Raw genomic sequence first — 20,709 nt, forward strand, 5'->3', positions numbered from 1 at the left:
ACAAGGGAGGAGCTGCCGATCTCCCCGCACGGGAGCGGCCTTCAGCTTGGCTTTCGCCAATCACGAGCGCCTGTACGTGCGCGCTGTCCACGGTTTTGTAGGCCGAGATGGCCGTTATCCTTGCGGACAGAAACCGTTCATGCGAAGAGCCCGCGACAAGGAAAATTGCTGAACGGGCACCAGAAATGAGCAAGCGCGACGTGAACAAGCGCAAGAACGGGCTCACCTATGCCGAGGCCGGTGTCGATATCGATGCCGGCAATCTCATGGTCGAGAAGATCAAGCCGCTGGTGCGCGCGACGCGCCGGCCGGGCGCCGATGGCGAGATCGGCGGTTTCGGCGGCCTGTTCGACCTCAAGGCGGCCGGGTTTACCGATCCGGTGCTGGTGGCGGCCAATGACGGCGTCGGCACCAAGCTCAAGATCGCCATCGATGCCGGCAAGCACGACACGATCGGCATCGACCTCGTCGCCATGTGCGTCAACGACATCGTCGTGCAAGGTGCTGAACCGCTGTTCTTCCTCGATTATTTCGCCACCGGCAAGCTCGATCCCGACCAGGGTGCCGCGATCGTCGGCGGCATTGCCGAGGGCTGCCGCCAGGCCGGCTGCGCGCTGATCGGCGGCGAGACCGCCGAGATGCCCGGCATGTATCACGGCAACGACTACGACCTCGCCGGCTTTGCGGTGGGTGCCGCCGAACGCGGCCAATTGCTGCCCACCGATGACATTGTCGAAGGCGACGTGCTGCTGGGCCTGGCTTCCTCCGGCCTGCACTCGAACGGCTATTCGCTGGTGCGCCGCATCGTCGCCGTCAGCGGTCTGTCGTGGAGCGATCCGGCACCGTTCAACGACGAGGCCACTCTGGCCGAAGCACTGCTCGAGCCGACCCGCATCTACGTCAAGTCGATTCTCAAGGCGATCCGCAACACGCATGGTATCAAGGCGCTCGCCCACATCACCGGCGGCGGCTTCCCGGAAAACATTCCACGCGTGCTGCCCAAGGATTTTTCGGCCGAGCTCGACCTCGAGGCGATCGACGTTCCTCCCGTGTTTTCGTGGCTGGCCAAGACCGGCGGCGTGGCGCCGGAAGAAATGATGCGCACCTTCAATTGCGGCATCGGCATGATCCTGGCGGTCGCGTCCGGCCAGGCAGCGCAGGTCGCGGCCGTGCTACAGGAAGCCGGCGAGACGGTGACGCCGATCGGCCGCATCGTGCCGCGCCGCGACGCAGGCGTCATCTATCGGGGTTCGATCGGCCTATGAGCGCGCAGAGGAAACGCACCGTTGTCCTGATCTCGGGACGCGGCTCCAACATGACCGCGCTGATTGCCGCGGCCAGCGACCCGTCGTTCCCGGCCGAGATCGTCGGTGTCATTTCCGATAAGGCGGATGCCGCCGGGCTCGGCATCGCCAGGGCGCGCGGTATCGCCACGCAGGTCGTCTCGCGTGCCGACCACGGCAGCAAGCAGGCGCATGACGCCGCCATCGACGCGGCCCTTACCGCCTTCAACGCCGAGATCGTGGCGCTGGCCGGCTATATGCGCATCCTTAGCCCCGGCTTCGTCCAGAAATGGCAGGGCCGCATGATCAATATCCACCCTGCCCTGCTGCCGGCCTTCAAGGGGCTCGACACCCATGCGCGCGCGCTGGCCGCCGGCATCCGCATCCATGGCTGCACCGTGCACTTCGTCACCTCCGAGATGGATGACGGCCCGATCATCGCACAGGCAGCCGTGCCGGTGATGGTCGGCGACACCGCCGATACATTGGCAGCCCGCGTGCTGAAGACCGAACACCGGCTCTATCCGCTGGCGCTGGGGCTGGTCGCCGAAGGCAAGGCGCGCATGGAGGCCGGCCGCACCGTGCTTGCCCACTTTGCCGACGATGCCGACAACGGCACCTCGGTGGTGATGGCCCCGGATCCGCTGCGCGAGGAAGCCGACCTCGAGCATCTGGCGCGCATCACGCCTTGAGCTTAGAGCGGCGATGAAACAGCTTCTCCTGCTTCGTCACGCCAAATCCAGCTGGGACGACCCTGATCTCGATGATTTCGACCGGCCCTTGGCCGAACGCGGAGTGAAGGCAGCCCGGTTGATGGGGCGCGAGCTTGCGGCGCGCGGCTGGCTGCCGGACCTGGCGCTGGTGTCGGCGGCGCTGCGCACCCGCGACACCTGGCGGCTGGTGGCGGCGGAATTGCCCGTCCCGCCCCAGGTCGCATTCCTCAAGGCGCTGTACGATGCTTCAGCGGCGGACATTCTGAGCCAGATTGGTCAAACCGACGCTTCAAGCGGCAGCTTGCTGGTAATTGGCCACAATCCGGGCCTGGAGCAGTTGGCCAGACAGCTTGCCGGGCCGGGGTCGGACGCCAAGGCGATCGCGAGACTTGAGGAAAAATTCCCGACGGCAGCCTTGGCCCGGGTGGTCTTCGAAGGCGATTGGTTCGGCGTATCCCCCGCCCGGCTGACACATTGCTTGCGGCCGAAGGACCTGGGCGGCTAGTGTCCATGGCAGGTGCGGCAGGCCAAGCCCGCCGCACACCCGCCTGAGCCGTCAGTTTCCCCAGTTGCCCTGGCCGGATTCCGGCTGGACCGAATCGGGCATCAGCGTGAGGTCGCGATGCTTGACCTGCCTGTGGGTCGAAGCCGTGTAGCTGTGGTCGACATTGACCGCGTGCGAGGTGACGGCCGGCTGATTGACATTGTCCGAACCATAGTTGTCGCTGCCGGCAAAAGCGGCACCAGTGGCAACGAGGATGGCGGCGGTGGCAAGAGCGATCCTGTTCATTCTATTTACTCCGGTATTCCTGATTCTGTCCGTCTAGTGGCGTGCCCCTGGGGAGGAAATTTCGCGTCGCTCGGACAGCCTCGATCTGGGTTTTTCGTGCGCCGACTTCCAATCACGAAGACGTTCCCTGACGCGCGGAATCGGGACCTCGAACGTCGGCCAAGGGATTGAGCTCACCCTGTTTATCAATTGATCTCAGATGCTTATAAGGAGGGTGCCTGACGCATGGTGCGGCGGTTCATCGAGCCAGCGCTCGCCATGCGTTCACGATTCGTCAACATAAATTGAACCAGCTGGTTCGATTTACGATCGGCGCTCCGACACCGATGCCGTCGGCCGAAATCCTGCTCATGCATAAAAAAACAAGAGCGGCGGGCAAGGCCCACCGCTCTTTGTGGTCGCAGACTTCAGAAATCAACGACCCCAGATGCCCTGGCCCGACTGAGCCGGCACGTTGGCATTGGCATCACCCTGCGTCTTTACGGACTTCGGGATCGAGCCGGTATGCGTGGTGTCGATGTCGGACACGGACTGGTTCGCAACAGGCTGGTTGGCATTGTAAGAGCCGTAGTTGTCGCTGCCGGCAAAAGCGGTGCCCGTGGCAACGAGGATGGCGGCGGCGGTGAGTGCGATCTTGGTCATTTTAGTTACTCCTGAGTTCAATGTTGGGTCGATATCGGCAGTCGCGATTAGCGGCCGAAGAGGTTGCGGTCAGCGCCCTGCGAAGCGGGGGCCTGGACGGTTTGCGTCGACTTGGAGATCGAAGCAGTGGCCGACTGGTCGACGGTGACGGCAGGCTGATTGGCGTTGGCCGAGCCATAATTGTCGCTGCCGGCAAAAGCAGTGCCCGTGGCAACGAGGATGGCGGCAGCGGTAAGAGCGATCTTGGTCATTTTAATTACTCCTGAGTTCAAGTTTGGGTCGATATCGGCAGTCGCGATTAGCGGCCGAAGAGGTTGCGGTCAGCGCCCTGCGAAGCGGGGGCCTGGACGGTCTGCGTCGACTTGGAGACCGAAGCGGTGATCGAATGGTCGACAGCGACGGCAGGCTGATTGGCGTTGGCCGAGCCATAATTGTCGCTGCCGGCAAAAGCAGTGCCCGTGGCAACGAGGATGGCGGCGGCGGTAAGAGCGATCTTGGTCATTTTAATTACTCCAGTATTTGTCATGTCCGTCTAGTGGCGTGCCCTTGGGAGGAATTTCGCGTCGCTCGGACCACCCCGAGATGGGCTCGCCCTGCCGCGGATTCCAATCACGAAGATGTTCCCCCGCGGCTCGAATCCAGGCCTTGAAATTTGACACAGGCCTCGGCGGTCATAATTTAACTGTTTGAAATCAGACAGTTAATCGATAACGCCCATCACCAGGCGCGACCGCTCGCCAGGCCGGCGTTCACCATCTGCTACACAGTGCGTCAACAGAAATCGAACTGAACGGTTCGGTTTGAAACGATTGCGCACCATCTGAACTTCTGGATCTCCTCCATTTGCCTTGCGGTTGGATCGAGATTATCGCTTGTGCACGATCATCAATCGGGCGCGACTTGGCGGCGCCAGTTGAAGAAGTGGGCGGAAATCCGGGTGACCTGCACCCCAGGACAGCGATAGAAATGCGGTTGCTGCTTGTAGAAGACAATCGCGAGCTGGCGGATTGGCTGGGCAAGACCCTGCGTCAGGCGAACTATGTCGTCGACATCGTCCATGATGGCGAGGATGTCGAACACGCGCTCGCCGCCGGTGACCACGCGCTTGTCATCCTCGACCTTGCGCTGCCGCGCATGAGCGGGCTGGAGGTGCTGCGAATGTTGCGGACGCGCGGCAACCGGGTGCCGGTGATCGTGCTGACCGCAAACGCCAGTCTCGACGGCCGGGTCAAGGGCCTCAATGAGGGCGCCGACGACTATCTGGCCAAGCCCTTCCAGATCGAAGAGCTCGAAGCACGAATCCGCGCGCAATTGCGCCGTGCCAATGACCGCACCGCGCCGGTCGTTGCCTGCGGTGATCTCGTCTTCGACACCAACACGCGGCTGTTTTCGCTTGCCGGCGAGGCGCTGGCGCTGACACCGCGCGAACATGCCGTGCTTGAGCAATTGATGGTCAAGGCCGGACGCACGGTGAGCAAGGCGGCATTGTCGGCCGCGATCTACGATTTCGAGACCGACGCCGATCCCAGCGCCATCGAGATCTACGTGCACCGCGTGCGCAAGAAGCTCGAAGGGTCGCGGGTCCAGATCGCCACACTGCGTGGCCTCGGCTACCTCTTGCGACAAGACGATTTGGCGCCGTGACGATCCTGGCGCCATGAGGATCAACAGCCTCCGCCTGCAATTGCTGGCATGGGTGGTGCTGCCGCTTGCCGGGCTCGCGACCATCAACCTGTGGACCAGCCAGCGCAACGCACTGGCGACCGCGGACCTGGTCACCGACCGGATGCTCGTCGGATCGGCGCGGGCGATTGCCGAGCAGGTCGCCATGGTCGACGGCGTGCTCGATGCCACGGTGCCCCCGGCGGCGATCGAGATGTTCGACACCGGCGACCGCGACAGCGTCTACTATCGCGTCGAGACAGCCGGCGGGCGGCTGCTGACCGGATATCCCGACCTGCCCGAAGCGCCGCAGCATGCCAGTGTCGAGGCCGCCTACCGCGATCACCAGCTGCGGCTCCTGACCCTTGGCCATGCGGTGATCGGCGCTGGCAACGACTCGCCAATATCAGTCACCGTGGGCGTCACCCTTGCCGGCCATGACGCCATGGTCAAACAGCTTTGGTTCAGCGCCTTTGCCCAGCAACTGGCGCTGGTGGCGATTGCCGGCGTGTTCGTGCTGCTCGGCTTGCGTCGCGGCCTGGCGCCGTTGATCCGGCTGCGCGATGCGGTACGCTCGCCAAACCGCAGCGACCTTGACCCCGTCGAAGTGCCCGGTGCGCAAAGCGAGATCCGCCCGCTGATCGACGCCCTCAACGCCTACATGGAGCGCGTGCGGGCGCAGATGGCGGCGCAACGCCGCTTCATCGCCAATGCGGCGCACCAGCTGCGCACGCCCCTGGCGCTGCTGTCGACACAGGCAAGCTATGCGCTTCGCGAAAGTGCCGCCGATGCCCGCCAGGAGGCGCTGGTGGCGCTGCAGGCGAGTTCCGGCAAACTGGCGCGGCTGGCCGAACAGCTCTTGACCCTGTCACGCGCCGAGCCAGGCAGCCGGCGGCCGCGCGCCGACCGCATTGACCTGGCGGAAGCCGCCCGGCACGTGCTGGAAACCCTGGCGCCAACGGCCATCGATCGCAAAATAGATCTCGGCCTCGAGGAGGCTGGCCCCGTTCCGGTCATCGGCGACGGCACCATGCTGCGCGAGATGATCGTCAACCTCGTCGACAACGCGCTGCGCTACTCCCGGGCCGAGGGCAGTGTCACGGTGAAGCTGGCGGCCATCGACGGCGAAGCCGTGCTGACGGTCGCCGACGACGGGCCTGGCATTCCGGCGGACGAGCGAGACCATGTCTTCGAGCGCTTCTACCGTATTGCCGGTTCGACCGAGGAAGGCAGCGGGCTGGGACTCGCCATTGTACGCGAGGTCGTCGAAAATGCCGGCGGCCGCGTCACCCTTGGGGATGGCGCGGCCGGCGGTCTGTTGGTTGAGGTCAGGCTGCCGCTGGCCTGACCGGTCAGGCTGCCCCTGGTCTGACCGATCACGTTCCCTGCTCGTTGAACGGCGCCGGCCGCCACTTCACGACATAGTTCTCGAAGCGGGTGATGATGAACTCCACCACCAGCGCCATGACAGCCAGGATGATCATCGCGGCGAACACGCCATTGGCGTTGAAGGCGCCCTGCGCGGTCGAGATCAACAGGCCCATGCCTTGCTTGGCGCCGAGGAACTCGCCGACCACCGCGCCGACCAGCGCGAAGCCGAAGCTGACATGCAGGCTGGCGAGGATCCAGCTCATCGCCGAAGGAATGATGACGGTGCGGGTGATCTGGAACGGCGAGGCGCCAAGGATCTGGGCATTGGCGATCATTGCCCTGTCGGCCTCGCGCACACCCTGGAAGGCGTTGGCGAAAACAACGAAGAACACCATCACCACGGCAAGCGCCACCTTGGACGCCATGCCGAGGCCGAGCGCGATGATGAACACCGAGCCGAGCACGACGCGCGGCACCGAATTGGCGATCTTGATGTAGATCGAAAAGACATCCGCCAACAGCCGATTGCGGCCGAGGATGATGCCGGCGGCGATGCCGCCAAGGGCACCGATGACAAAGCCGAGGAAGGTTTCCTCCAGCGTCACGTAGATCTGCAGCCAGAGTGGGCCTTGAGAGGTGCCTTCGGTGATCCACGACCAGATCTGCTGCCAGATGCCAGAAGGGCTGGCGAAGAAGAACGGGTCGATGATGTTGTAGTCGGCGCCGAGTTCCCACAGGCCAAGGAAGACGACCAGGATCGCCAGGCGCAAGGAGATGACAAGCGCGTGGCGGCGGCGCAGCCTTGCCCTCGCCCGGGCTTCGGCAACGGCGATGGAAGCATCGCGGACGGCGGCCTGGTTGGCGGTCGGAGAGATTGCGGTCATGCTGTTTCTCCTTTCAATGTCCGGTCTGCAAGGTCCGGCTCTGGCCGAGCTGCACTTCCTCGCGCAGATCGTTCCAGATCACCTTGGCAATCTCGACGAAGTTCGGGTCGTAGCGGATGTCGGCCATGACGCGCGGGCGCGGCAGGTCGATGCGGTAGACGCTCTTGACCGTGCCCGGCCCAGCGGTGAGCACATAGACCTTGTCGGCCAGCGCCACCGCCTCCTCTAGGTCGTGGGTGACGAAGACAACCGAGGATTTCTGCTCCGACCACAGATCCAGCAATTCGTCCTGCATGGCGGTGCGCGTCTGCATGTCGAGCGCGCTGAACGGCTCGTCCATCAAAAGGATCTTGGGCTGGTTGATGAAGGTCTGCGCCAGCGCGACGCGCTTGCGCATGCCGCCCGAAAGCTGGTGCGGATAGTGCTTCTCGAAGCGGCCGAGGCCGACGCGGGCGATCCAGTCGCGGGCGCGGTCGTAGGCCTGCGCCTTTGGCGTGCCGCGATAAAGTGGACCGGCGGCGACATTGTCGATGACACTGCGCCAGGGAAACAGCGCATCCGCCTGGAAGACAAAGCCGATGTCCCGGCTGATATCGGTGACCGGCGTGCCCATGACGCGGACATTGCCGGTCGTCGGCCGCAACAGGCCGGTGACCAGGTTGAGCGTCGTCGACTTGCCGCAGCCGGTCGGCCCGACGACGCAGGCGAACTCGCCGCGCGCCACGGTCATCGTGAAATCGCGGATCGCCGTCATCATGTGCCCGTCGGGCGTGACGAAACGCAAGGTCACATCATCGATGGCGATCGCGGCGTCGGCTTGTGGCGCGGCCTGAGACAGCTTCTCGGCCGCCATGGGTTGCACTTGCATGGCGCACTCCTGTCGCAATGGGGCAAGGGAGCCCGCGGCAGTGCCACGGATCTCCAGGTGTTCGGGAGGCCGCGCCGCTGCCTTCTTGATTCAAGCAGCCGGCGCAAGTCCTTGTTATTCAACGAGTGGTAGGCTGGCGCCGCTATTTGGCGGCGTCAACGAATTCGGTCGTGTAGGTCTTCGACAGGTCGATCTGCTTGCCTTGCAGGCTCTTCGAGAATGTCGAGAGAACCTTGAGCACGGTCGGCGGACCATCGGCCGGCATGCGGCCATCCGGCGTGAACATCGCCTTGCCGCCGGCCAGCCCCTGCACGTAAAGGTCCCGGTTGCCGGCATAATAATCCTTCGGCATCTTGTCGGCGATCTCTTCGGCCGAATGCGTGGCGATGAATTTCATCGTCTTGACGAAGGCATTGGCGAGCTTCTGTGCCTCATCCTTGTGGCCTTCCAGCCAGGAGGACTGGACATAGAAGGACGCCGCCGGATAGTCGCCGCCCAGCGCTTCCTTGGTCTTTTCGGGCGTGCGCATGTCGACCAGGATGCTTGCCTCGCCGGTCTTGAGCAGTTTGGCGATGGTCGGCTCGGTGGTCATGCCGGCCTGGATCTGGTCCTGCTTGACGGCGGCGATGAAGGTGTTGCCGGCGCCGACCGGCAGCAGCGTGTAGTCGCCGGGCTTCAGGCCGCTGCGCACGGCAAGATACTGGGTCAGGAAATCGGTCGAGGAGCCGAGACCGGTGACGCCGAGCGTGGCGCCCTTGAAATCGGCGGGCGACTTGATCTCCGGGTGCTTGGCGGAGACCAGCTCGACCTCACCAGGCGCTTGGCTGAACTGGACGATCGACTGGATGTATTTGCCCTTCGACTGCAGGTCGACGGTGTGATCGTAGAAGCCGACAACGCCTTGGACGGCACCGGCCAGCAGTTCATTTTCGGCCTCGACCCCGGCGCGCGAGTTGAGCAGTTCGACATCGAGCCCCTGGTCCTTGAAGTAGCCGAGCTGCTGGGTGAGCACGGCAGGCAGATAGATCTGCTTTTCCATGCCGCCGACGATGATGGTGATTTTGTCGGCAGCCGAAGCCACCGTGGCGCTTGTGGCTGCAATAGCAAGGGTTAGCGCCGCTGTGCGCAGGGCGCACTTCGAGATGAAACCGGTCACGAAACTTCCTCCACTTGGGCGGCGCGCCATCCCGGCTGCGCCGCATTCCTCCTTACCGGCCGCTCCCGCACCGGTCACACGGCGAACGCCGTAATGACTTCATGGCACGCCCAAGCTTTCAGCTGGCTTTCAGTCGTTTTAACGGCCGTTGAAATGGAATCCGTTGTGGCTGCCGGTCACGGAGCGCCGAAACCGAGAACGTCGCGCATGTCGTATTCGCCGGGTTGGCGCCCCGCCACCCAGAGCGCGGCGGCAATAGCACCACGGGCGAACATGATGCGGTCGCCGGCCGCATGCGACAGGGTTACAAGTTCGCCCTCGGTGCAGAAGCTGACGCTGTGCTCTCCGACGATGCTGCCGCCACGCAGCACCGCAAAGCCGATCTCACCGGGAGGCCGCGCGCCAATGGCGCCATCGCGTGCACGCCTTGCGACCGTCTCCAGATCGATGCCGCGTCCGCCGGCTGCGGCATGCCCCAGCATCAACGCCGTTCCCGATGGCGCATCGACCTTGTGGCGATGATGCGCCTCGACAATCTCCACGTCCCAGTCATCGGGGTCGAGTGCCCGCGCCGCCTGCTCGACCAGTCCGACCAGCATGTTGAGTCCGAGTGAAAAGCTGCCGGAGCGCACGATGGCAATCGTTTTCGCGGCGTCGGCGATCGCAGCCGATTGAGAAGCATCGAAGCCCGTAGAGCCTATGACCAGGGCCGGCCCGCCGCGCTCGGCGCAAATCCTGGCCAGGTCGACCGAGGCAGCCGGCGTGGTGAAGTCGATGACCACGTCGGCCACGGCAAGCGCCTCGTCGCGGCTCACCAGCCCTTCGCCGACACTGCCCGGCCGGTGAAAGCGGGCGGCGAGCGCCAGCCGCGCGTCGCCCTGCACGGCGTCCGCCATCTGACGGCCCATGCGGCCCAGCGCACCCGCGAGGGTTATCCTGACCGGTGGTTTCGACATGGAGCGCTATCCCGCGGCTATTTCCACATGCCGCGCATGCGTGCGCCGATGTCGACGCGCACCTCCGGCCGGGCCGCCCTGCCCTGTGCTGCCTGTGCGCTCGGCCACGACACCTGCTGGAATGCGGCAAGGATCGAAGCCGGGATGAAACGGGTGCGCGAGGCATAGAGATGGCGGTCGCCGCGCGCCGCCTGGCCATGTGGAAAGAAACGCTGCGGCATGACCAGGTTGAGATTGTCCTTGGCCCGCGTCATTGCCACGTAGAGCAGCCGGCGCTCCTCCTCGATGTCTTCCTTGCTGCCGACGCCGAGATCGGCCGGGATGCAGCCGTCGACCGTGTTGAGCACGAAGACATTCTTCCATTCCTGGCCCTTGGCCGAATGGATGGTCGACAGGATGAGATAGTCCTCGTCGCGATGCGGCGGCCCAGCCTGGTCGCTGGTGGCGTCCGGCGGATCGAGCGTCAGTTCGGTCAGGAAGCGCTCGCGCGAGGCATAGCCCGAGCCTATCTGCTCGAGTTGCAACAGGTCGGCCCGGCGCGTCGTCGCGTCCTCGTGGATGCGCTCCAGATGCGGCTCGTACCAAAGCCTGATCTGTTCGAGGTCGGCCGGCCATCTGGCGCCGGCGCGCAGGCCGGAATAGAGCGCGACGAAGCCAGGCCAGTCGTCCGCCGCGCGTTGCGGCGGACGCCAGCCGGCCAGCCCCATGGCCTCGTCCAGCGCCGTCGTCATGGTCTCGACGATCTGCGCGGCGGCCGAAGGGCCGATGCCAGGCAAGAGTTGCAATACGCGAAAACCGGCGACACGGTCGCGCGGATTTTCGGCAAAGCGCAGCACCGCCAGCACATCCTTGACGTGAGCGGCATCGAGAAACTTCAGGCCGCCGAATTTGACGAAGGGAATGTTGCGCCGCGTCAGTTCGATCTCCAGCGGCCCGCTGTGATGCGAGGCGCGAAACAGCACCGCCTGGGATTTCAGCGCTGTGCCCGCCTCGCGCTCGGCCAGGATCGCGTCGCAGACGAAATTGGCCTGCTCGATTTCGTCGCGCACGGTCACCAGTTTTGGCCTGTCGCTGGATTTGCGCTCCGACCACAGGTTTTTGGTGAAGCGCTCCGAGGCTTCGCCGATCACCGCATTGGCGGCAGCAAGGATGGTCTCGGTCGAGCGGTAATTGCGCTCCAGCATCACCACGTCGGCGGCTTGCGCGAACTGATTGGGGAAGTCGAGGATGTTGCGAACCTCGGCGGCGCGGAACGAATAGATCGATTGCGCATCGTCGCCGACCACCGTCAGCCCGGCGCCGTCGGGTTTCAGCGCCATGAGGATCGAAGCCTGCAGGCGATTTGTGTCCTGGTATTCGTCGACCAGCACATGGTCGAAACGCCCGCCCAGATGCGCTGCTATCTCGGGCTCCGCCGCCATCTGCGCCCAGTAGAGCAGCAAATCGTCGTAATCGAGCACGTTTTGCGCCTGCTTGGCCTCGACATAACCGGCGAACAATTCTTTCAGCTGCTCCGCCCAGCCGGCGCACCAGGGAAAGGCGGAACCCAACACCTCGTTGAGCGGCGCCTGCGCGTTGACGGCGCGCGAATAGATGGCAAGGCAAGTGCCCTTGGTGGGGAAGCGCGCTTCCGTCTTCGAGAAGCCGAGCTCGTGGCGGACCAGATTCATCAGGTCGGCGGAATCCTCGCGATCATGGATGGTGAAGGCCGGGTCGAGACCGATCTCCAGCGCATAGTCGCGCAACAGCCGCGCGCCGATGCCGTGAAAGGTGCCGGCCCAGGTCAGCGCATCGGTGATGACGGCTGCATCGCGGCCGAGCACCTCGCCGGCAATACGCTCGACGCGCCTGGCCATTTCGGATGCGGCGCGGCGCGAAAACGTCATCAGCAGGATGCGGCGCGGGTCGGCGCCCTTGACGATCAGATGAGCGACGCGATGCGCCAGCGTGTTGGTCTTGCCAGATCCGGCGCCGGCAATGACCAGCAACGGGCCGGCAATCTGACCGGCGCCGTGCTCGACGGCCTGGCGCTGGGCATCGTTCAGCCGCGCGAGATAGGCAGGCTGGACGGTCGGTTCCCGAAAGGTCGAATCAGCGGTGGCGAGGTTCATCGCCCATCAAGCATCGTTTCTGCTTTGTTCGCAACATCGATGCGGGCACACCTAACCCATGCAGGACTGGGGCCGGTCTGAAGAGAAGGGATCGCGGCTAGCGTTGCGGATCGACACCCATGTCGGCCGACTGCCGTCGCAAGGTCTCGCGATCGGGTTGCGACGGCGGCAACAGCAGCGGGTCGACCGTATCGGGCACGTTTTCGACCATCTTCCTGGCGATGCGATAAGTGACATAGGCGAAGGCGCCGGCGACGAGCAGACGGAACATGGTGCAACACTCCTTTGGAGCAGAACCAACCGTAGAAACAGCCTTTGGTTCCCTTGCCAATCGTCCACGCGCGCAGTCGAAGATAGAGGGCGGTTCGCCGGCGCTCCCGATGCATTCTCGAGGCACCGCAAGCGGAACTTGGCCTTTGCGAGGTTCGCGTGCTGCCGCAACCCGCTGTGGCGTCCCGGACGAACTTTTGGAGAAGAAGGCCGGCGCCGCTTGGGAGGAGTGAAGCGCCGGCCAAGCGGATAATTAGGTCCGCCGCACAGGTAAGGCTAGCTGAGTCTTTCCCCTGCGTCATCGTAACATTGTTTTTGTTAACAGCGTATCTGCCCGCGACTCTACCCATATCCGGCTCGCGATACGCATGTTTGACAATCGTGACGCCGCGATCATCTCCCGGCCGCGAGCCTTTGCCTGACCAGCGCGACATGGAAATTCGTGCCGAACAACAGCCCCTCATCGTCGAAGTCGTAGCTGGAATTGTGCAGCGGCGCCGAACCCTCGCCATTGCCGAGGAAGGCGAAGCAGCCCGGCACATGGTCGAGGAAGCGGGCGAAATCCTCGGAGGCGGTCATCGGCTCGCGGGCGACGGCGATGTTGCCGGGTTCGAAGACGCCTCTGGCGGCGGCGAATGCGGCATCGACCAGTTCGGCATCGTTGCGCAGCGGCACGAACTCCCTGCTGTACTTGACCTCGGCGGTGACATTGTAGGCGGCGGCGATGCCCTCGGCGATAATGCGCATCTGCCGCTCGATCTCGGCGCTGACCTCGGGACGGAAGCTGCGCGCATCGCCGAGGATGCGGGCAAGACCGGGCAGAGCGTTGCGGGTGCCGTCGGTGATCAGCTCGGTCACCGAAACCACGGATATGTCGGCCGGACTCAGCCGGCGCGAGACGATGGTCTGCAGATTGGTTACCAGCGCGCAGGCGGCGACCAGCGTTTCGTTGCCCGCATGCGGCCGCGCGGCATGGCCACCGAGCCCTTTGAGCACGATCTCGAAGTTGTCCTCGGCCGACATTATGGGTCCGGCACAGGTCTCGAAATGCCCGATCGGCAGGCCGGGCATGTTGTGCAGGCCAAATATCTCGTCGAAGGGAAAGCGCTGCATCAGCCCATCGTCGAGCATGGCGAGCGCACCCCTGCCCCATTCCTCGGCCGGTTGGAAGACGAAGCGCACGATGCCGTCGAAACCGCCCTCACCGGCCAGCAGCTTTGCCGCGCCGAGCAGCATGGTGGTGTGGCCGTCATGGCCGCAGGCATGCATGATGCCGGGATTGCCGGACCGGTAAGATGCGTCCGATTGTTCTGATATGCGCAGCGCATCCATGTCGGCCCTCAGCGCAATCGCCCGGTTGCCGCTGCCGCGCTTCAGCGTGCCGACAACACCGGTGCCGCCGACGCCTTCGGTGACATCGTCCAACCCAAATTCGCGCAGTTTGGCGGCGACGAAGGCGGCGGTGCGCTTCTCCTCGAAGCCGAATTCCGGGTGTGCATGCAGATCGCGCCGCCAGAAGATCATTTCCTGCTTCAGCGCGTCGCGATCGAGTTCAGACATTCTTCTGCCCCTTCTGCTTCTGCCCCTTCTGACCTACTTTGCCAGTTGCGCGGCCACATCAAGCAGGATGTTGGCGCCGGCAACAAGCTCGGCGTCATCGGTGTGTTCGCGCGGACTGTGACTGATGCCGCCAACGCTCGGCACGAAGATCATCGCCGCAGGCGCGATACACGCCAGCATCTGCGCGTCGTGGCCGGCGCCTGATGTCATGCGCCTGACCCCGAGGCCACGGCGTTTCGCGGCGGCCTCGATTTGTTCGACGATGCGCAGGTCGAAGATCACCGGTTCGAAGCGGGCCAGTTGCTCGACCGAAACCGTCACGTTCTCAGCGGCGGCAAGCTGCTCGAGATGGGCGGCAAGCGCCGCTTCCGCCGCCTGCAGGCGCTGTTCGTCGGGATCGCGCAGATCGACGGTGAAGACCGCGCGCGAAGGGATGACATTGATGGCATTCGGCTCGAAGCGGATCGTGCCGACGGTGGCGACGGTCGGCGCGTTCGAGGCTTTGGTCCGGTCGAGCAGGAAGGTGATGACCCGGGCGGCGGCGTGGCCGGCATCGTTGCGCATCGACATCGGCGTGGTGCCGGCATGGTTGGCGACGCCGTCGATGGTGATGCGCTGCCAGGAGATGCCTTGCAGATTCTCCACCGCGCCGACCGGCAAGCCTTCGCGCTCCAGCACCGGCCCTTGCTCAATATGCAGTTCGAGATAGGCGTGCGGCGTGAGGAAGCCGGGCTCCCGGTCGCCGGCATAGCCGATGCGGGCAAGCTCCTGCCCGAGCACGCTGCCGTCGGTGCCAACGGCCGCCAGCACCGTTTCGGCATCGATGCCGCCGGCGTGGACCAGCGAGCCCATCATGTCGGGTGTGTAGCGTACGCCCTCCTCATTGGTGAAAGCGGCGACCGCGAGCGGGCGCGACGGCGAAAAGCCTGTCGCCTTGAGCGTCTCGATCACTTCCAGCCCGGCAAGCACCCCGTAGCAGCCGTCATAAATGCCGGCATCGATGACGGTGTCGATGTGCGAGCCGATGAGCAGCGGCGCTTGCCCGGTAATTTCCGGGTTTTGCCAGATGCCGAAAATGTTGCCGACCCGGTCGATGGCGACATCGAGCCCGGCCTGCCGAAGCCAGCCGACGAAGAGGTCGCGGCCCTGCCTGTCGGTGTCTGAGGCGGCCAGCCGGGTCAGCCTTCCCTCGCCATCCCGGCCAACAGCGCCGAGTTCGCGGATGCGGCCGAGCAGGCGCTGCGCATCGATGGCGATCATGCCGTTGCCTCGGCTGTCATCTTGCCTTCCAGCACATCGGCCGGGTTCATGCCAACCAGTTCGGCGTAGCGATGCGGGTCGGTGGCGCCTTCGGTGTTGATCACCAGCACCCGCGATTTGCCGTCGAGTTCAAGATCGGCCCGGTTGTCGGCCACCGCCCGGATCAGCCCGGCAAGGCCGACACCACCGCTTTCGCCGGCAACGATCACCGGGTCACCGCCGGCCGGCCAGGCCAGCCGCCGCATCACCGCGATGGCCTCGTCCTCATCCACCGTCATGAAGGCGTCGGCGGCGCGCGCCAGCACCCGCCAGGCGACCGGCGAGGCTTCGTAACATTCAAGCATGGCCATCACCGTCGGCTGGCCGTGCGCGACCTTGACCGGGCGCCCGACCTGGGCGGCTGCAAAAACACAAGCGGCACGCGCCGGCTCGACCACGATGAAGGTCGGCCTGGCGTCACCGAGCACGGTGGCCAGATGACCGGCCAGCGCGGCGGCAATGCCGCCGACACCGGCCTGCACGAAGACGTGGGTCGGCGTCCGAGGGAGTTGGCGCAAGGCTTCGCGTACGATCGCGGTATAGCCCTGCATGACCAGGCCGGGAATGCGCTCATAGCCCGGCCACGAGGTGTCGGAGACCACAGTCCAGTCCTTGTCGGCCGAAACCTGGGCAGCTTGCCTGACCGAATCGTCATAATTGCCGTGGACGCAGATCATCTCGGCGCCATAGCGGGCGATCGCCGCGATGCGCTCCTCGCTGACGCCGGCGTGGACGAAGATCGCCGCCCGCGCGCCGACGAGTTGCGCGCCTTGCGCGACGGAGCGGCCATGGTTGCCGTCGGTCGCACAGGCAAATGTCATCGCCGCGGCGACCGCCCGCACATCAGGCCGATCGAGATCGGCCACATCGAGGAGCCGGCCAAGGCGACTGCCGGCCTCCTCCAGCACCAGGCGGAAGACGGCATAGGCGCCGCCAAGCGCCTTGAAGCTGCCGAGGCCGAGGCGAAAGCCCTCATCCTTGATATGGATGGCGCCCAGTCCGAATTCGCTGGCGAGCGCCGGCAGTGCATGCAGCGGCGTCATCCGGTGATTGTCGCGGTGGCTGAGAAAACGCTCGACCGTGTCGGCTCCGGCCACGCCAAGGGTTTCGGCATCGATCGGATCGAGCGGCCGGCGGTGCGATGCGTTGCGGTTGAGCAGGAACATTGGCCGGTCCCGTTGGTCAGCGAGAACATATTGCAGGAGCAACGCAAAGAGCGCTGTAATATGGTCTCTTAAATGCAAGTTTGTTTCGTCCAGGATATTCCATTGCCTGCATTGCCGTCCTCGCTCGATAGTTTCGATCTCGCCATCCTTGCCATCCTGCAGCGCGACAACACGACGCCGCAGCGGTTGATCGGCGAGGCGGTGAACCTGTCGGCGCCGGCGGTGCAGCGCCGCATCAAGCGCATGGAGCAGACCGGCGTCATTGCCGGCAATGTCGCGGTCGTGGAGCCGTCGGCTGTCGGCCAGCCCATCACCATCTTCGTCGAGGTGGAACTCGAGAGCGAACGCGCCGAACTGATCGACGCGGCCAAGCGGCAGTTCTCGGCGACCCCCGAGGTCCAGCAATGCTATTACGTCACCGGCGAGGCCGACTTCATCCTGGTCATCACAGTGGCCGACATGGGCGCCTATGAGGCGCTGACGCGAAAACTGTTCTTCGACAGCAACAATGTCCGCAAATTCCGCACGTTCGTTGCCATGGACCGGGTCAAGGTAGGGTTGACGGTGCCTTTGCCTGTCTAAATATTTGTCGCGCGGCAGGCCTTTACTTTCCCACCATGTTTTTGACATTCTCGGGCTGTGAATTCTGCCGCGGAGGCGCGCTTGGACGACACCACCCCAGTTGCGATCATCGGTGCCGGGCCGGCGGGCCTGGCCATTGCCGCGTGCCTGCGGCAGAGCGGGCAGGATTTCGTCCTGCTGGAAAAGGAGCAGCAGGCCGCACCCGCCTGGCGACGCCACTATGAGCGCGTCCATTTGCACACGGCCAAGCGCTTTTCCTCGCTGCCCTTCGCGCCCTTTCCCAGGGACTATCCGCGTTATGTGCCGCGCGATCTCTTCGTCGACTATCTCGATGCCTATGCGCAACGTTTCGATCTGCGGCCGCGATTTGGAGAAACAGTGCGGGCGATCACCCGGCGGGGCAGAAGCTGGCTCGTGGATACGACGACCGGCCCCTTGCATGCTTCAAACGTTGTGATTGCATCTGGCAACAACGCAGAGCCGCTGATGCCCGGATTTGCCGGCGCCGATACCTTCAAGGGCCGAAAGCTGCATAGCGCCGACTATCGCAACGCAATGCCTTTCGCCGGTCAGTCGGTGCTGATCGTCGGCATGGGCAATACCGGCGCCGAGATTGCGCTCGATCTGGTGGAAGGCGGTGCGCGGCCGACGATTTCGGTGCGCGGCGGCGTTCATATCGTACCGCGCGAACTGCTTGGCGTGCCCATCCAGATGATCGGCATGGCGGCACGCCTGATGCCGCAGCGCATCAACGATGCCTTGTTTCCCATCATCCTCGATCTGGCGTTGGGCAGGCTCGGGAAATATGGGCTCAGGCGGCCGCAGCAAGGAATGTTGCAGCAGATCGTGCTCTCGTCGCGCATTCCGACGATCGATATTGGCACGGTGCGCAAGATCCGCGAAGGCGCGATCAAGGTCGCACCCGACATTGCCGAGATCACCGAACAGGGCGCCCGTTTTGCCGATGGCAAGCATGGCGAGTTCGATGCGATCATCTTCGCCACCGGCTTCCGGCCCGGCTACGCCAAATTGCTGGAGCCCGGCGTTCAGCCAGTGCGCAGCGGCGTCAATGCGAGGGCTTCAGAGCTTGGCCTCTATCTCATCGGCTTTCACAATCCGGTCACCGGATTGCTGCGCGAAATCTCGATCGAGGCCGAGCAGATCGCCGACGACATCAGTCTTAGGCGAAACCGAAAGAAGGTGGCCGAAGCCCTGCCGGTATAATTTGACGCGAGAGCAACTGAGTTCTCTCACCTTGCCGCGCGCAGCCAGACCTTGTTGTCGTGGAAGGCAGCACCCCCATAGGGCGCCGGCGCGTCGGCGCCGGTCAAAACGTTGATGCCCTCGCCGCGCTCATGGGCGCTGTTTGGCCAGATGCCTTCGGCGATCACCACGCCACGCTTGATGCCGTCGAACAGTTTTGCATGCAGCACGACTTCGCCGCGCTGGTTGCCGACCTCGACACGGTCGCCATCGGCCAGCCCAAGTGCCGCGGCATCGTCGGGATGTAGAAGCAGTTCCGGGCGGCCCTCCCTGGCTTTCGACACCGGTGTTTCCGAGAATGTCGAATTGAGGAAGTTGCGCGCCGGCGACGTCGTCAGCCGGAACGGGTGGGCTTCGTCGGCGACCTCGATCAGGTCGACATGGTCGGGGAATTCCGGCAGCCGCGCCACCGGGCCGAACAGGCCCATGCTTTTGGGCGGCCGGTTGGGCGCCGCCTGCCCGGTCCAGTCGGCGCGGAAGCGGAATTTTCCATCCGCGTGGCCAAATCCGTTGATGAAGTGTGCTGCCTCGAAATCCGGCTGCAGGTCGACCCATTTGTCTTGCTTCAAGCTTTCGAAACTGCCCAGCCCGCGCTTGCCCAGGATGATGTCGATATGCTGCTGCTCGGTCAGGCCGAAACCCGGACGGTCGGCGACACCGAGGCGATCAGCCAATTGCTCGATGACGAAATGGTTGGTGCGCGGTCCCTCCGGCGGCTCGATCAGCTTGGGGCCAAGCGTGATGTGCTGGTTGCCGCCGCCCTTGTAGACATCGTCGTGCTCGAGGAACATCGTGGCCGGCAATACGATGTCGGCAAGCTTGGCCGTGTCGGTCATGAACTGCTCGTGCACGCAAGTGAACAGGTCGTCGCGCAGGAAGCCTTGCGTCACCAGCCGCTGCTCCGGCGCGACATTCACCGGATTGGTGTTCTGGATCAGCATCGCCGTCACCGGCGGGCCACCATAGAGCGCATCGCTGGCACCGGTCAGCACCGGGCCGATGCGCGAATGGTCGAGATAGCGGATCGAGGGATCGCGCATCCTGGTGCCTTCGAGCACATCCTGGTTGAGCTTGAAGATGCCGGAATTGGAATGGAAGGCGCCGCCGCCCTCATATTGCCAGCTGCCGGTGACAGCCGCGATGCACGAGGCGGCATGCATGTTGACGGCGCCATTGCGCTGGCGTGCAAAACCATAGCCGAGGCGGAAATAGGTCTTCTTGGTCGTGCCGACGAGGCGGGCGAAGGCCTCGATCTCGGCAACCGTCAGGCCCGTGATCCCGGCCGCCCACGCCGGCGTGTGCGTCTCGAGATGCGCTTCCAGCCCTCTCGGGTCGTCGGTGTATTTCGAGAGATAGGCGCGGTCGGCCATGCCCTCCTTGAACAGCACATGCATGACCGCGCAGGCCAGCGCGCCGTCGGTGCCCGGCTTCAGCACCAGGCCGAGATCGGCCTGCTTCATCGTCGCGTTTTCGTAGACGTCGATGACGACGATCTTGGCGCCGCGCTCCTTGCGCGCCTTGATGGCGTGGGTCATGACGTTGACTTGGGTCACCACCGCATTGGTGCCCCAGATCACCACGCAATCGGATTTCGCCATCTCGCGCGGGTCCGGCCCGCGCAAGGCGCCGGCCCCCATCATCCAGCCCGTCCAGGCGAGATTGGTGCAGATCGACCCGAAAAAGCCGGAATATTTCTTGGCGTGGCGCAGCCGGTCGATGCCGTCGCGCTGCACCAGCCCCATCGTGCCGGCATAATAGTAGGGCCAGACCGTCTCCGAGCCGTAGCTCTCCTCGGCCGCAATGAACTTTTCGGCGACAAGGTCGAGCGCGGCCTCCCAACTCGCTTCCTTCCAGGTGCCGCCGCCCTTGGTGCCGGCGCGGATCAGCGGCTTCAGCAAACGGTCGGGATGGTGGACGCGGTCGGCATAACGCGCGACCTTGGCGCAGACGACGCCGGCCGTGTAGCTGTTGGACTTGGCGCCATGGACGCGGCCGATCCGATTGCCGTCGAGCAGTTCGACCTCGAGCGCACAGGTCGACGGGCAATCATGCGGACAGGCGGAATGGCCGATTCTGAGCTTGGCGTGCTGGTTCATGGGGCATGTCTAGCGGGTTTCGAATGCGGCGTGTAGG

The 20,709-nt window shown here is 64.4% G+C and carries 21 protein-coding genes; 7 read left to right on the forward strand and 14 right to left on the reverse strand.

The window, feature by feature from the left end; translation table 11 throughout:
• Nucleotides 1–185 precede the first annotated feature (185 nt).
• Genes purM through AC0NIL_RS23760 form a run of 3 tightly spaced genes read left to right on the forward strand, consistent with a single transcriptional unit; the run spans nucleotide 186 to nucleotide 2,501 of the window.
• On the forward strand, nucleotides 186–1,265 hold the full coding sequence (gene purM / locus AC0NIL_RS23750; protein ID WP_013532445.1) for a phosphoribosylformylglycinamidine cyclo-ligase: 1,080 nt from the start codon (nucleotides 186–188) through the stop codon (nucleotides 1,263–1,265).
• The gene (gene purN / locus AC0NIL_RS23755; RefSeq protein WP_024505064.1) at nucleotides 1,262–1,975 is read left to right on the forward strand and encodes a phosphoribosylglycinamide formyltransferase; all 714 of its coding nucleotides are present in this window, start codon (nucleotides 1,262–1,264) and stop codon (nucleotides 1,973–1,975) included. The genes purM and purN overlap by 4 nt, the downstream gene beginning before the upstream one ends.
• Before the next feature lie 13 nt (nucleotides 1,976–1,988).
• Nucleotides 1,989–2,501: a SixA phosphatase family protein gene (locus AC0NIL_RS23760; RefSeq protein ID WP_063171819.1), complete on the forward strand. Its 513-nt coding sequence runs from the start codon at nucleotides 1,989–1,991 to the stop codon at nucleotides 2,499–2,501.
• A gap of 51 nt (nucleotides 2,502–2,552) precedes the next feature.
• On the opposite strand, the gene AC0NIL_RS23765 is transcribed toward AC0NIL_RS23760, so the two are convergent.
• The 4 genes from AC0NIL_RS23765 to AC0NIL_RS23780 form a co-directional block, all read right to left on the reverse strand.
• The gene (locus tag AC0NIL_RS23765) at nucleotides 2,553–2,786 is read right to left on the reverse strand and encodes a DUF680 domain-containing protein (protein WP_024504275.1); all 234 of its coding nucleotides are present in this window, start codon (nucleotides 2,784–2,786) and stop codon (nucleotides 2,553–2,555) included.
• Nucleotides 2,787–3,200: 414 nt separating this feature from the next.
• Complete coding sequence (locus AC0NIL_RS23770; RefSeq protein WP_013532449.1) at nucleotides 3,201–3,428, reverse strand: DUF680 domain-containing protein; 228 nt, start codon at nucleotides 3,426–3,428, stop codon at nucleotides 3,201–3,203.
• A 47-nt stretch (nucleotides 3,429–3,475) separates the two neighbouring features.
• The gene (locus AC0NIL_RS23775) at nucleotides 3,476–3,679 is read right to left on the reverse strand and encodes a DUF680 domain-containing protein (RefSeq protein ID WP_013532450.1); all 204 of its coding nucleotides are present in this window, start codon (nucleotides 3,677–3,679) and stop codon (nucleotides 3,476–3,478) included.
• A gap of 47 nt (nucleotides 3,680–3,726) precedes the next feature.
• A complete protein-coding gene (locus AC0NIL_RS23780; RefSeq protein ID WP_013532451.1) occupies nucleotides 3,727–3,930 on the reverse strand; it encodes a DUF680 domain-containing protein in 204 nt (67 codons plus the stop codon).
• A gap of 464 nt (nucleotides 3,931–4,394) precedes the next feature.
• Here AC0NIL_RS23780 and AC0NIL_RS23785 point away from each other — a divergent pair, with 464 nt between their 5' ends.
• Together AC0NIL_RS23785 and AC0NIL_RS23790 are read left to right on the forward strand one after the other, a co-directional pair.
• Nucleotides 4,395–5,072: a response regulator gene (locus AC0NIL_RS23785; RefSeq protein WP_024504276.1), complete on the forward strand. Its 678-nt coding sequence runs from the start codon at nucleotides 4,395–4,397 to the stop codon at nucleotides 5,070–5,072.
• A 13-nt stretch (nucleotides 5,073–5,085) separates the two neighbouring features.
• Nucleotides 5,086–6,438 carry a sensor histidine kinase gene (locus tag AC0NIL_RS23790; RefSeq protein WP_013532453.1) on the forward strand — a complete coding sequence of 451 codons (1,353 nt, stop codon included), beginning with the start codon at nucleotides 5,086–5,088 and terminating at the stop codon, nucleotides 6,436–6,438.
• A gap of 28 nt (nucleotides 6,439–6,466) precedes the next feature.
• Here AC0NIL_RS23790 and AC0NIL_RS23795 read toward each other — a convergent pair whose 3' ends face one another.
• The 9 genes from AC0NIL_RS23795 to AC0NIL_RS23835 all read right to left on the reverse strand — a co-directional run bounded on the left by AC0NIL_RS23795 (nucleotide 6,467) and on the right by AC0NIL_RS23835 (nucleotide 16,731).
• Entirely contained in the window at nucleotides 6,467–7,345 is an 879-nt protein-coding gene (locus AC0NIL_RS23795; protein ID WP_013532454.1) for an ABC transporter permease, read from the reverse strand.
• A 13-nt stretch (nucleotides 7,346–7,358) separates the two neighbouring features.
• Complete coding sequence (locus AC0NIL_RS23800; protein ID WP_013532455.1) at nucleotides 7,359–8,213, reverse strand: ABC transporter ATP-binding protein; 855 nt, start codon at nucleotides 8,211–8,213, stop codon at nucleotides 7,359–7,361.
• Nucleotides 8,214–8,355: 142 nt separating this feature from the next.
• Nucleotides 8,356–9,342 carry an ABC transporter substrate-binding protein gene (locus AC0NIL_RS23805; RefSeq protein WP_245487233.1) on the reverse strand — a complete coding sequence of 329 codons (987 nt, stop codon included), beginning with the start codon at nucleotides 9,340–9,342 and terminating at the stop codon, nucleotides 8,356–8,358.
• A 203-nt stretch (nucleotides 9,343–9,545) separates the two neighbouring features.
• Entirely contained in the window at nucleotides 9,546–10,325 is a 780-nt protein-coding gene (dapB, locus tag AC0NIL_RS23810; protein WP_275953557.1) for a 4-hydroxy-tetrahydrodipicolinate reductase, read from the reverse strand.
• Nucleotides 10,326–10,342: 17 nt separating this feature from the next.
• A complete protein-coding gene (locus AC0NIL_RS23815; protein ID WP_275953558.1) occupies nucleotides 10,343–12,436 on the reverse strand; it encodes an ATP-dependent helicase in 2,094 nt (697 codons plus the stop codon).
• Nucleotides 12,437–12,533: 97 nt separating this feature from the next.
• The gene (locus AC0NIL_RS23820; RefSeq protein WP_013532459.1) at nucleotides 12,534–12,707 is read right to left on the reverse strand and encodes a hypothetical protein; all 174 of its coding nucleotides are present in this window, start codon (nucleotides 12,705–12,707) and stop codon (nucleotides 12,534–12,536) included.
• Between the two features lie 392 nt (nucleotides 12,708–13,099).
• A complete protein-coding gene (locus AC0NIL_RS23825; RefSeq protein ID WP_473573768.1) occupies nucleotides 13,100–14,266 on the reverse strand; it encodes a M20 aminoacylase family protein in 1,167 nt (388 codons plus the stop codon).
• Nucleotides 14,267–14,299: 33 nt separating this feature from the next.
• Nucleotides 14,300–15,526, reverse strand: coding sequence for a Zn-dependent hydrolase (locus AC0NIL_RS23830; protein WP_275953560.1), 1,227 nt, complete (start codon nucleotides 15,524–15,526; stop codon nucleotides 14,300–14,302).
• Entirely contained in the window at nucleotides 15,523–16,731 is a 1,209-nt protein-coding gene (locus AC0NIL_RS23835) for a diaminopropionate ammonia-lyase (protein ID WP_275953561.1), read from the reverse strand. The genes AC0NIL_RS23830 and AC0NIL_RS23835 overlap by 4 nt, the downstream gene beginning before the upstream one ends.
• Before the next feature lie 72 nt (nucleotides 16,732–16,803).
• Between AC0NIL_RS23835 and AC0NIL_RS23840 the strand changes: the two genes are divergently transcribed.
• Entirely contained in the window at nucleotides 16,804–17,313 is a 510-nt protein-coding gene (locus AC0NIL_RS23840; protein WP_275953562.1) for an Lrp/AsnC family transcriptional regulator, read from the forward strand.
• Nucleotides 17,314–17,394: 81 nt separating this feature from the next.
• Nucleotides 17,395–18,537: a flavin-containing monooxygenase gene (locus AC0NIL_RS23845; protein ID WP_275953563.1), complete on the forward strand. Its 1,143-nt coding sequence runs from the start codon at nucleotides 17,395–17,397 to the stop codon at nucleotides 18,535–18,537.
• A 26-nt stretch (nucleotides 18,538–18,563) separates the two neighbouring features.
• On the opposite strand, the gene AC0NIL_RS23850 is transcribed toward AC0NIL_RS23845, so the two are convergent.
• Entirely contained in the window at nucleotides 18,564–20,672 is a 2,109-nt protein-coding gene (locus AC0NIL_RS23850; RefSeq protein ID WP_275953564.1) for a molybdopterin-containing oxidoreductase family protein, read from the reverse strand.
• Nucleotides 20,673–20,709 lie beyond the last annotated feature (37 nt).

Source organism: Mesorhizobium sp. WSM1343 (genome assembly GCF_055901535.1).

What these genes read in the sequence shown, in the direction of transcription:
- purM (WP_013532445.1), top strand. Translation starts at nt 186, where the DNA reads ATGAGCAAGCGCGACGTGAACAAGCGCAAGAACGGGCTCACCTATGCC.
- purN (WP_024505064.1), top strand. Translation starts at nt 1,262, where the DNA reads ATGAGCGCGCAGAGGAAACGCACCGTTGTCCTGATCTCGGGACGCGGC.
- AC0NIL_RS23760 (WP_063171819.1), top strand. Translation starts at nt 1,989, where the DNA reads ATGAAACAGCTTCTCCTGCTTCGTCACGCCAAATCCAGCTGGGACGAC.
- AC0NIL_RS23765 (WP_024504275.1), bottom strand. Translation starts at nt 2,786, where the DNA reads ATGAACAGGATCGCTCTTGCCACCGCCGCCATCCTCGTTGCCACTGGT.
- AC0NIL_RS23770 (WP_013532449.1), bottom strand. Translation starts at nt 3,428, where the DNA reads ATGACCAAGATCGCACTCACCGCCGCCGCCATCCTCGTTGCCACGGGC.
- AC0NIL_RS23775 (WP_013532450.1), bottom strand. Translation starts at nt 3,679, where the DNA reads ATGACCAAGATCGCTCTTACCGCTGCCGCCATCCTCGTTGCCACGGGC.
- AC0NIL_RS23780 (WP_013532451.1), bottom strand. Translation starts at nt 3,930, where the DNA reads ATGACCAAGATCGCTCTTACCGCCGCCGCCATCCTCGTTGCCACGGGC.
- AC0NIL_RS23785 (WP_024504276.1), top strand. Translation starts at nt 4,395, where the DNA reads ATGCGGTTGCTGCTTGTAGAAGACAATCGCGAGCTGGCGGATTGGCTG.
- AC0NIL_RS23790 (WP_013532453.1), top strand. Translation starts at nt 5,086, where the DNA reads ATGAGGATCAACAGCCTCCGCCTGCAATTGCTGGCATGGGTGGTGCTG.
- AC0NIL_RS23795 (WP_013532454.1), bottom strand. Translation starts at nt 7,345, where the DNA reads ATGACCGCAATCTCTCCGACCGCCAACCAGGCCGCCGTCCGCGATGCT.
- AC0NIL_RS23800 (WP_013532455.1), bottom strand. Translation starts at nt 8,213, where the DNA reads ATGCAAGTGCAACCCATGGCGGCCGAGAAGCTGTCTCAGGCCGCGCCA.
- dapB (WP_275953557.1), bottom strand. Translation starts at nt 10,325, where the DNA reads ATGTCGAAACCACCGGTCAGGATAACCCTCGCGGGTGCGCTGGGCCGC.
- AC0NIL_RS23815 (WP_275953558.1), bottom strand. Translation starts at nt 12,436, where the DNA reads ATGAACCTCGCCACCGCTGATTCGACCTTTCGGGAACCGACCGTCCAG.
- AC0NIL_RS23820 (WP_013532459.1), bottom strand. Translation starts at nt 12,707, where the DNA reads ATGTTCCGTCTGCTCGTCGCCGGCGCCTTCGCCTATGTCACTTATCGC.
- AC0NIL_RS23825 (WP_473573768.1), bottom strand. Translation starts at nt 14,266, where the DNA reads ATGTCTGAACTCGATCGCGACGCGCTGAAGCAGGAAATGATCTTCTGG.
- AC0NIL_RS23830 (WP_275953560.1), bottom strand. Translation starts at nt 15,526, where the DNA reads ATGATCGCCATCGATGCGCAGCGCCTGCTCGGCCGCATCCGCGAACTC.
- AC0NIL_RS23835 (WP_275953561.1), bottom strand. Translation starts at nt 16,731, where the DNA reads ATGTTCCTGCTCAACCGCAACGCATCGCACCGCCGGCCGCTCGATCCG.
- AC0NIL_RS23840 (WP_275953562.1), top strand. Translation starts at nt 16,804, where the DNA reads ATGCAAGTTTGTTTCGTCCAGGATATTCCATTGCCTGCATTGCCGTCC.
- AC0NIL_RS23850 (WP_275953564.1), bottom strand. Translation starts at nt 20,672, where the DNA reads ATGAACCAGCACGCCAAGCTCAGAATCGGCCATTCCGCCTGTCCGCAT.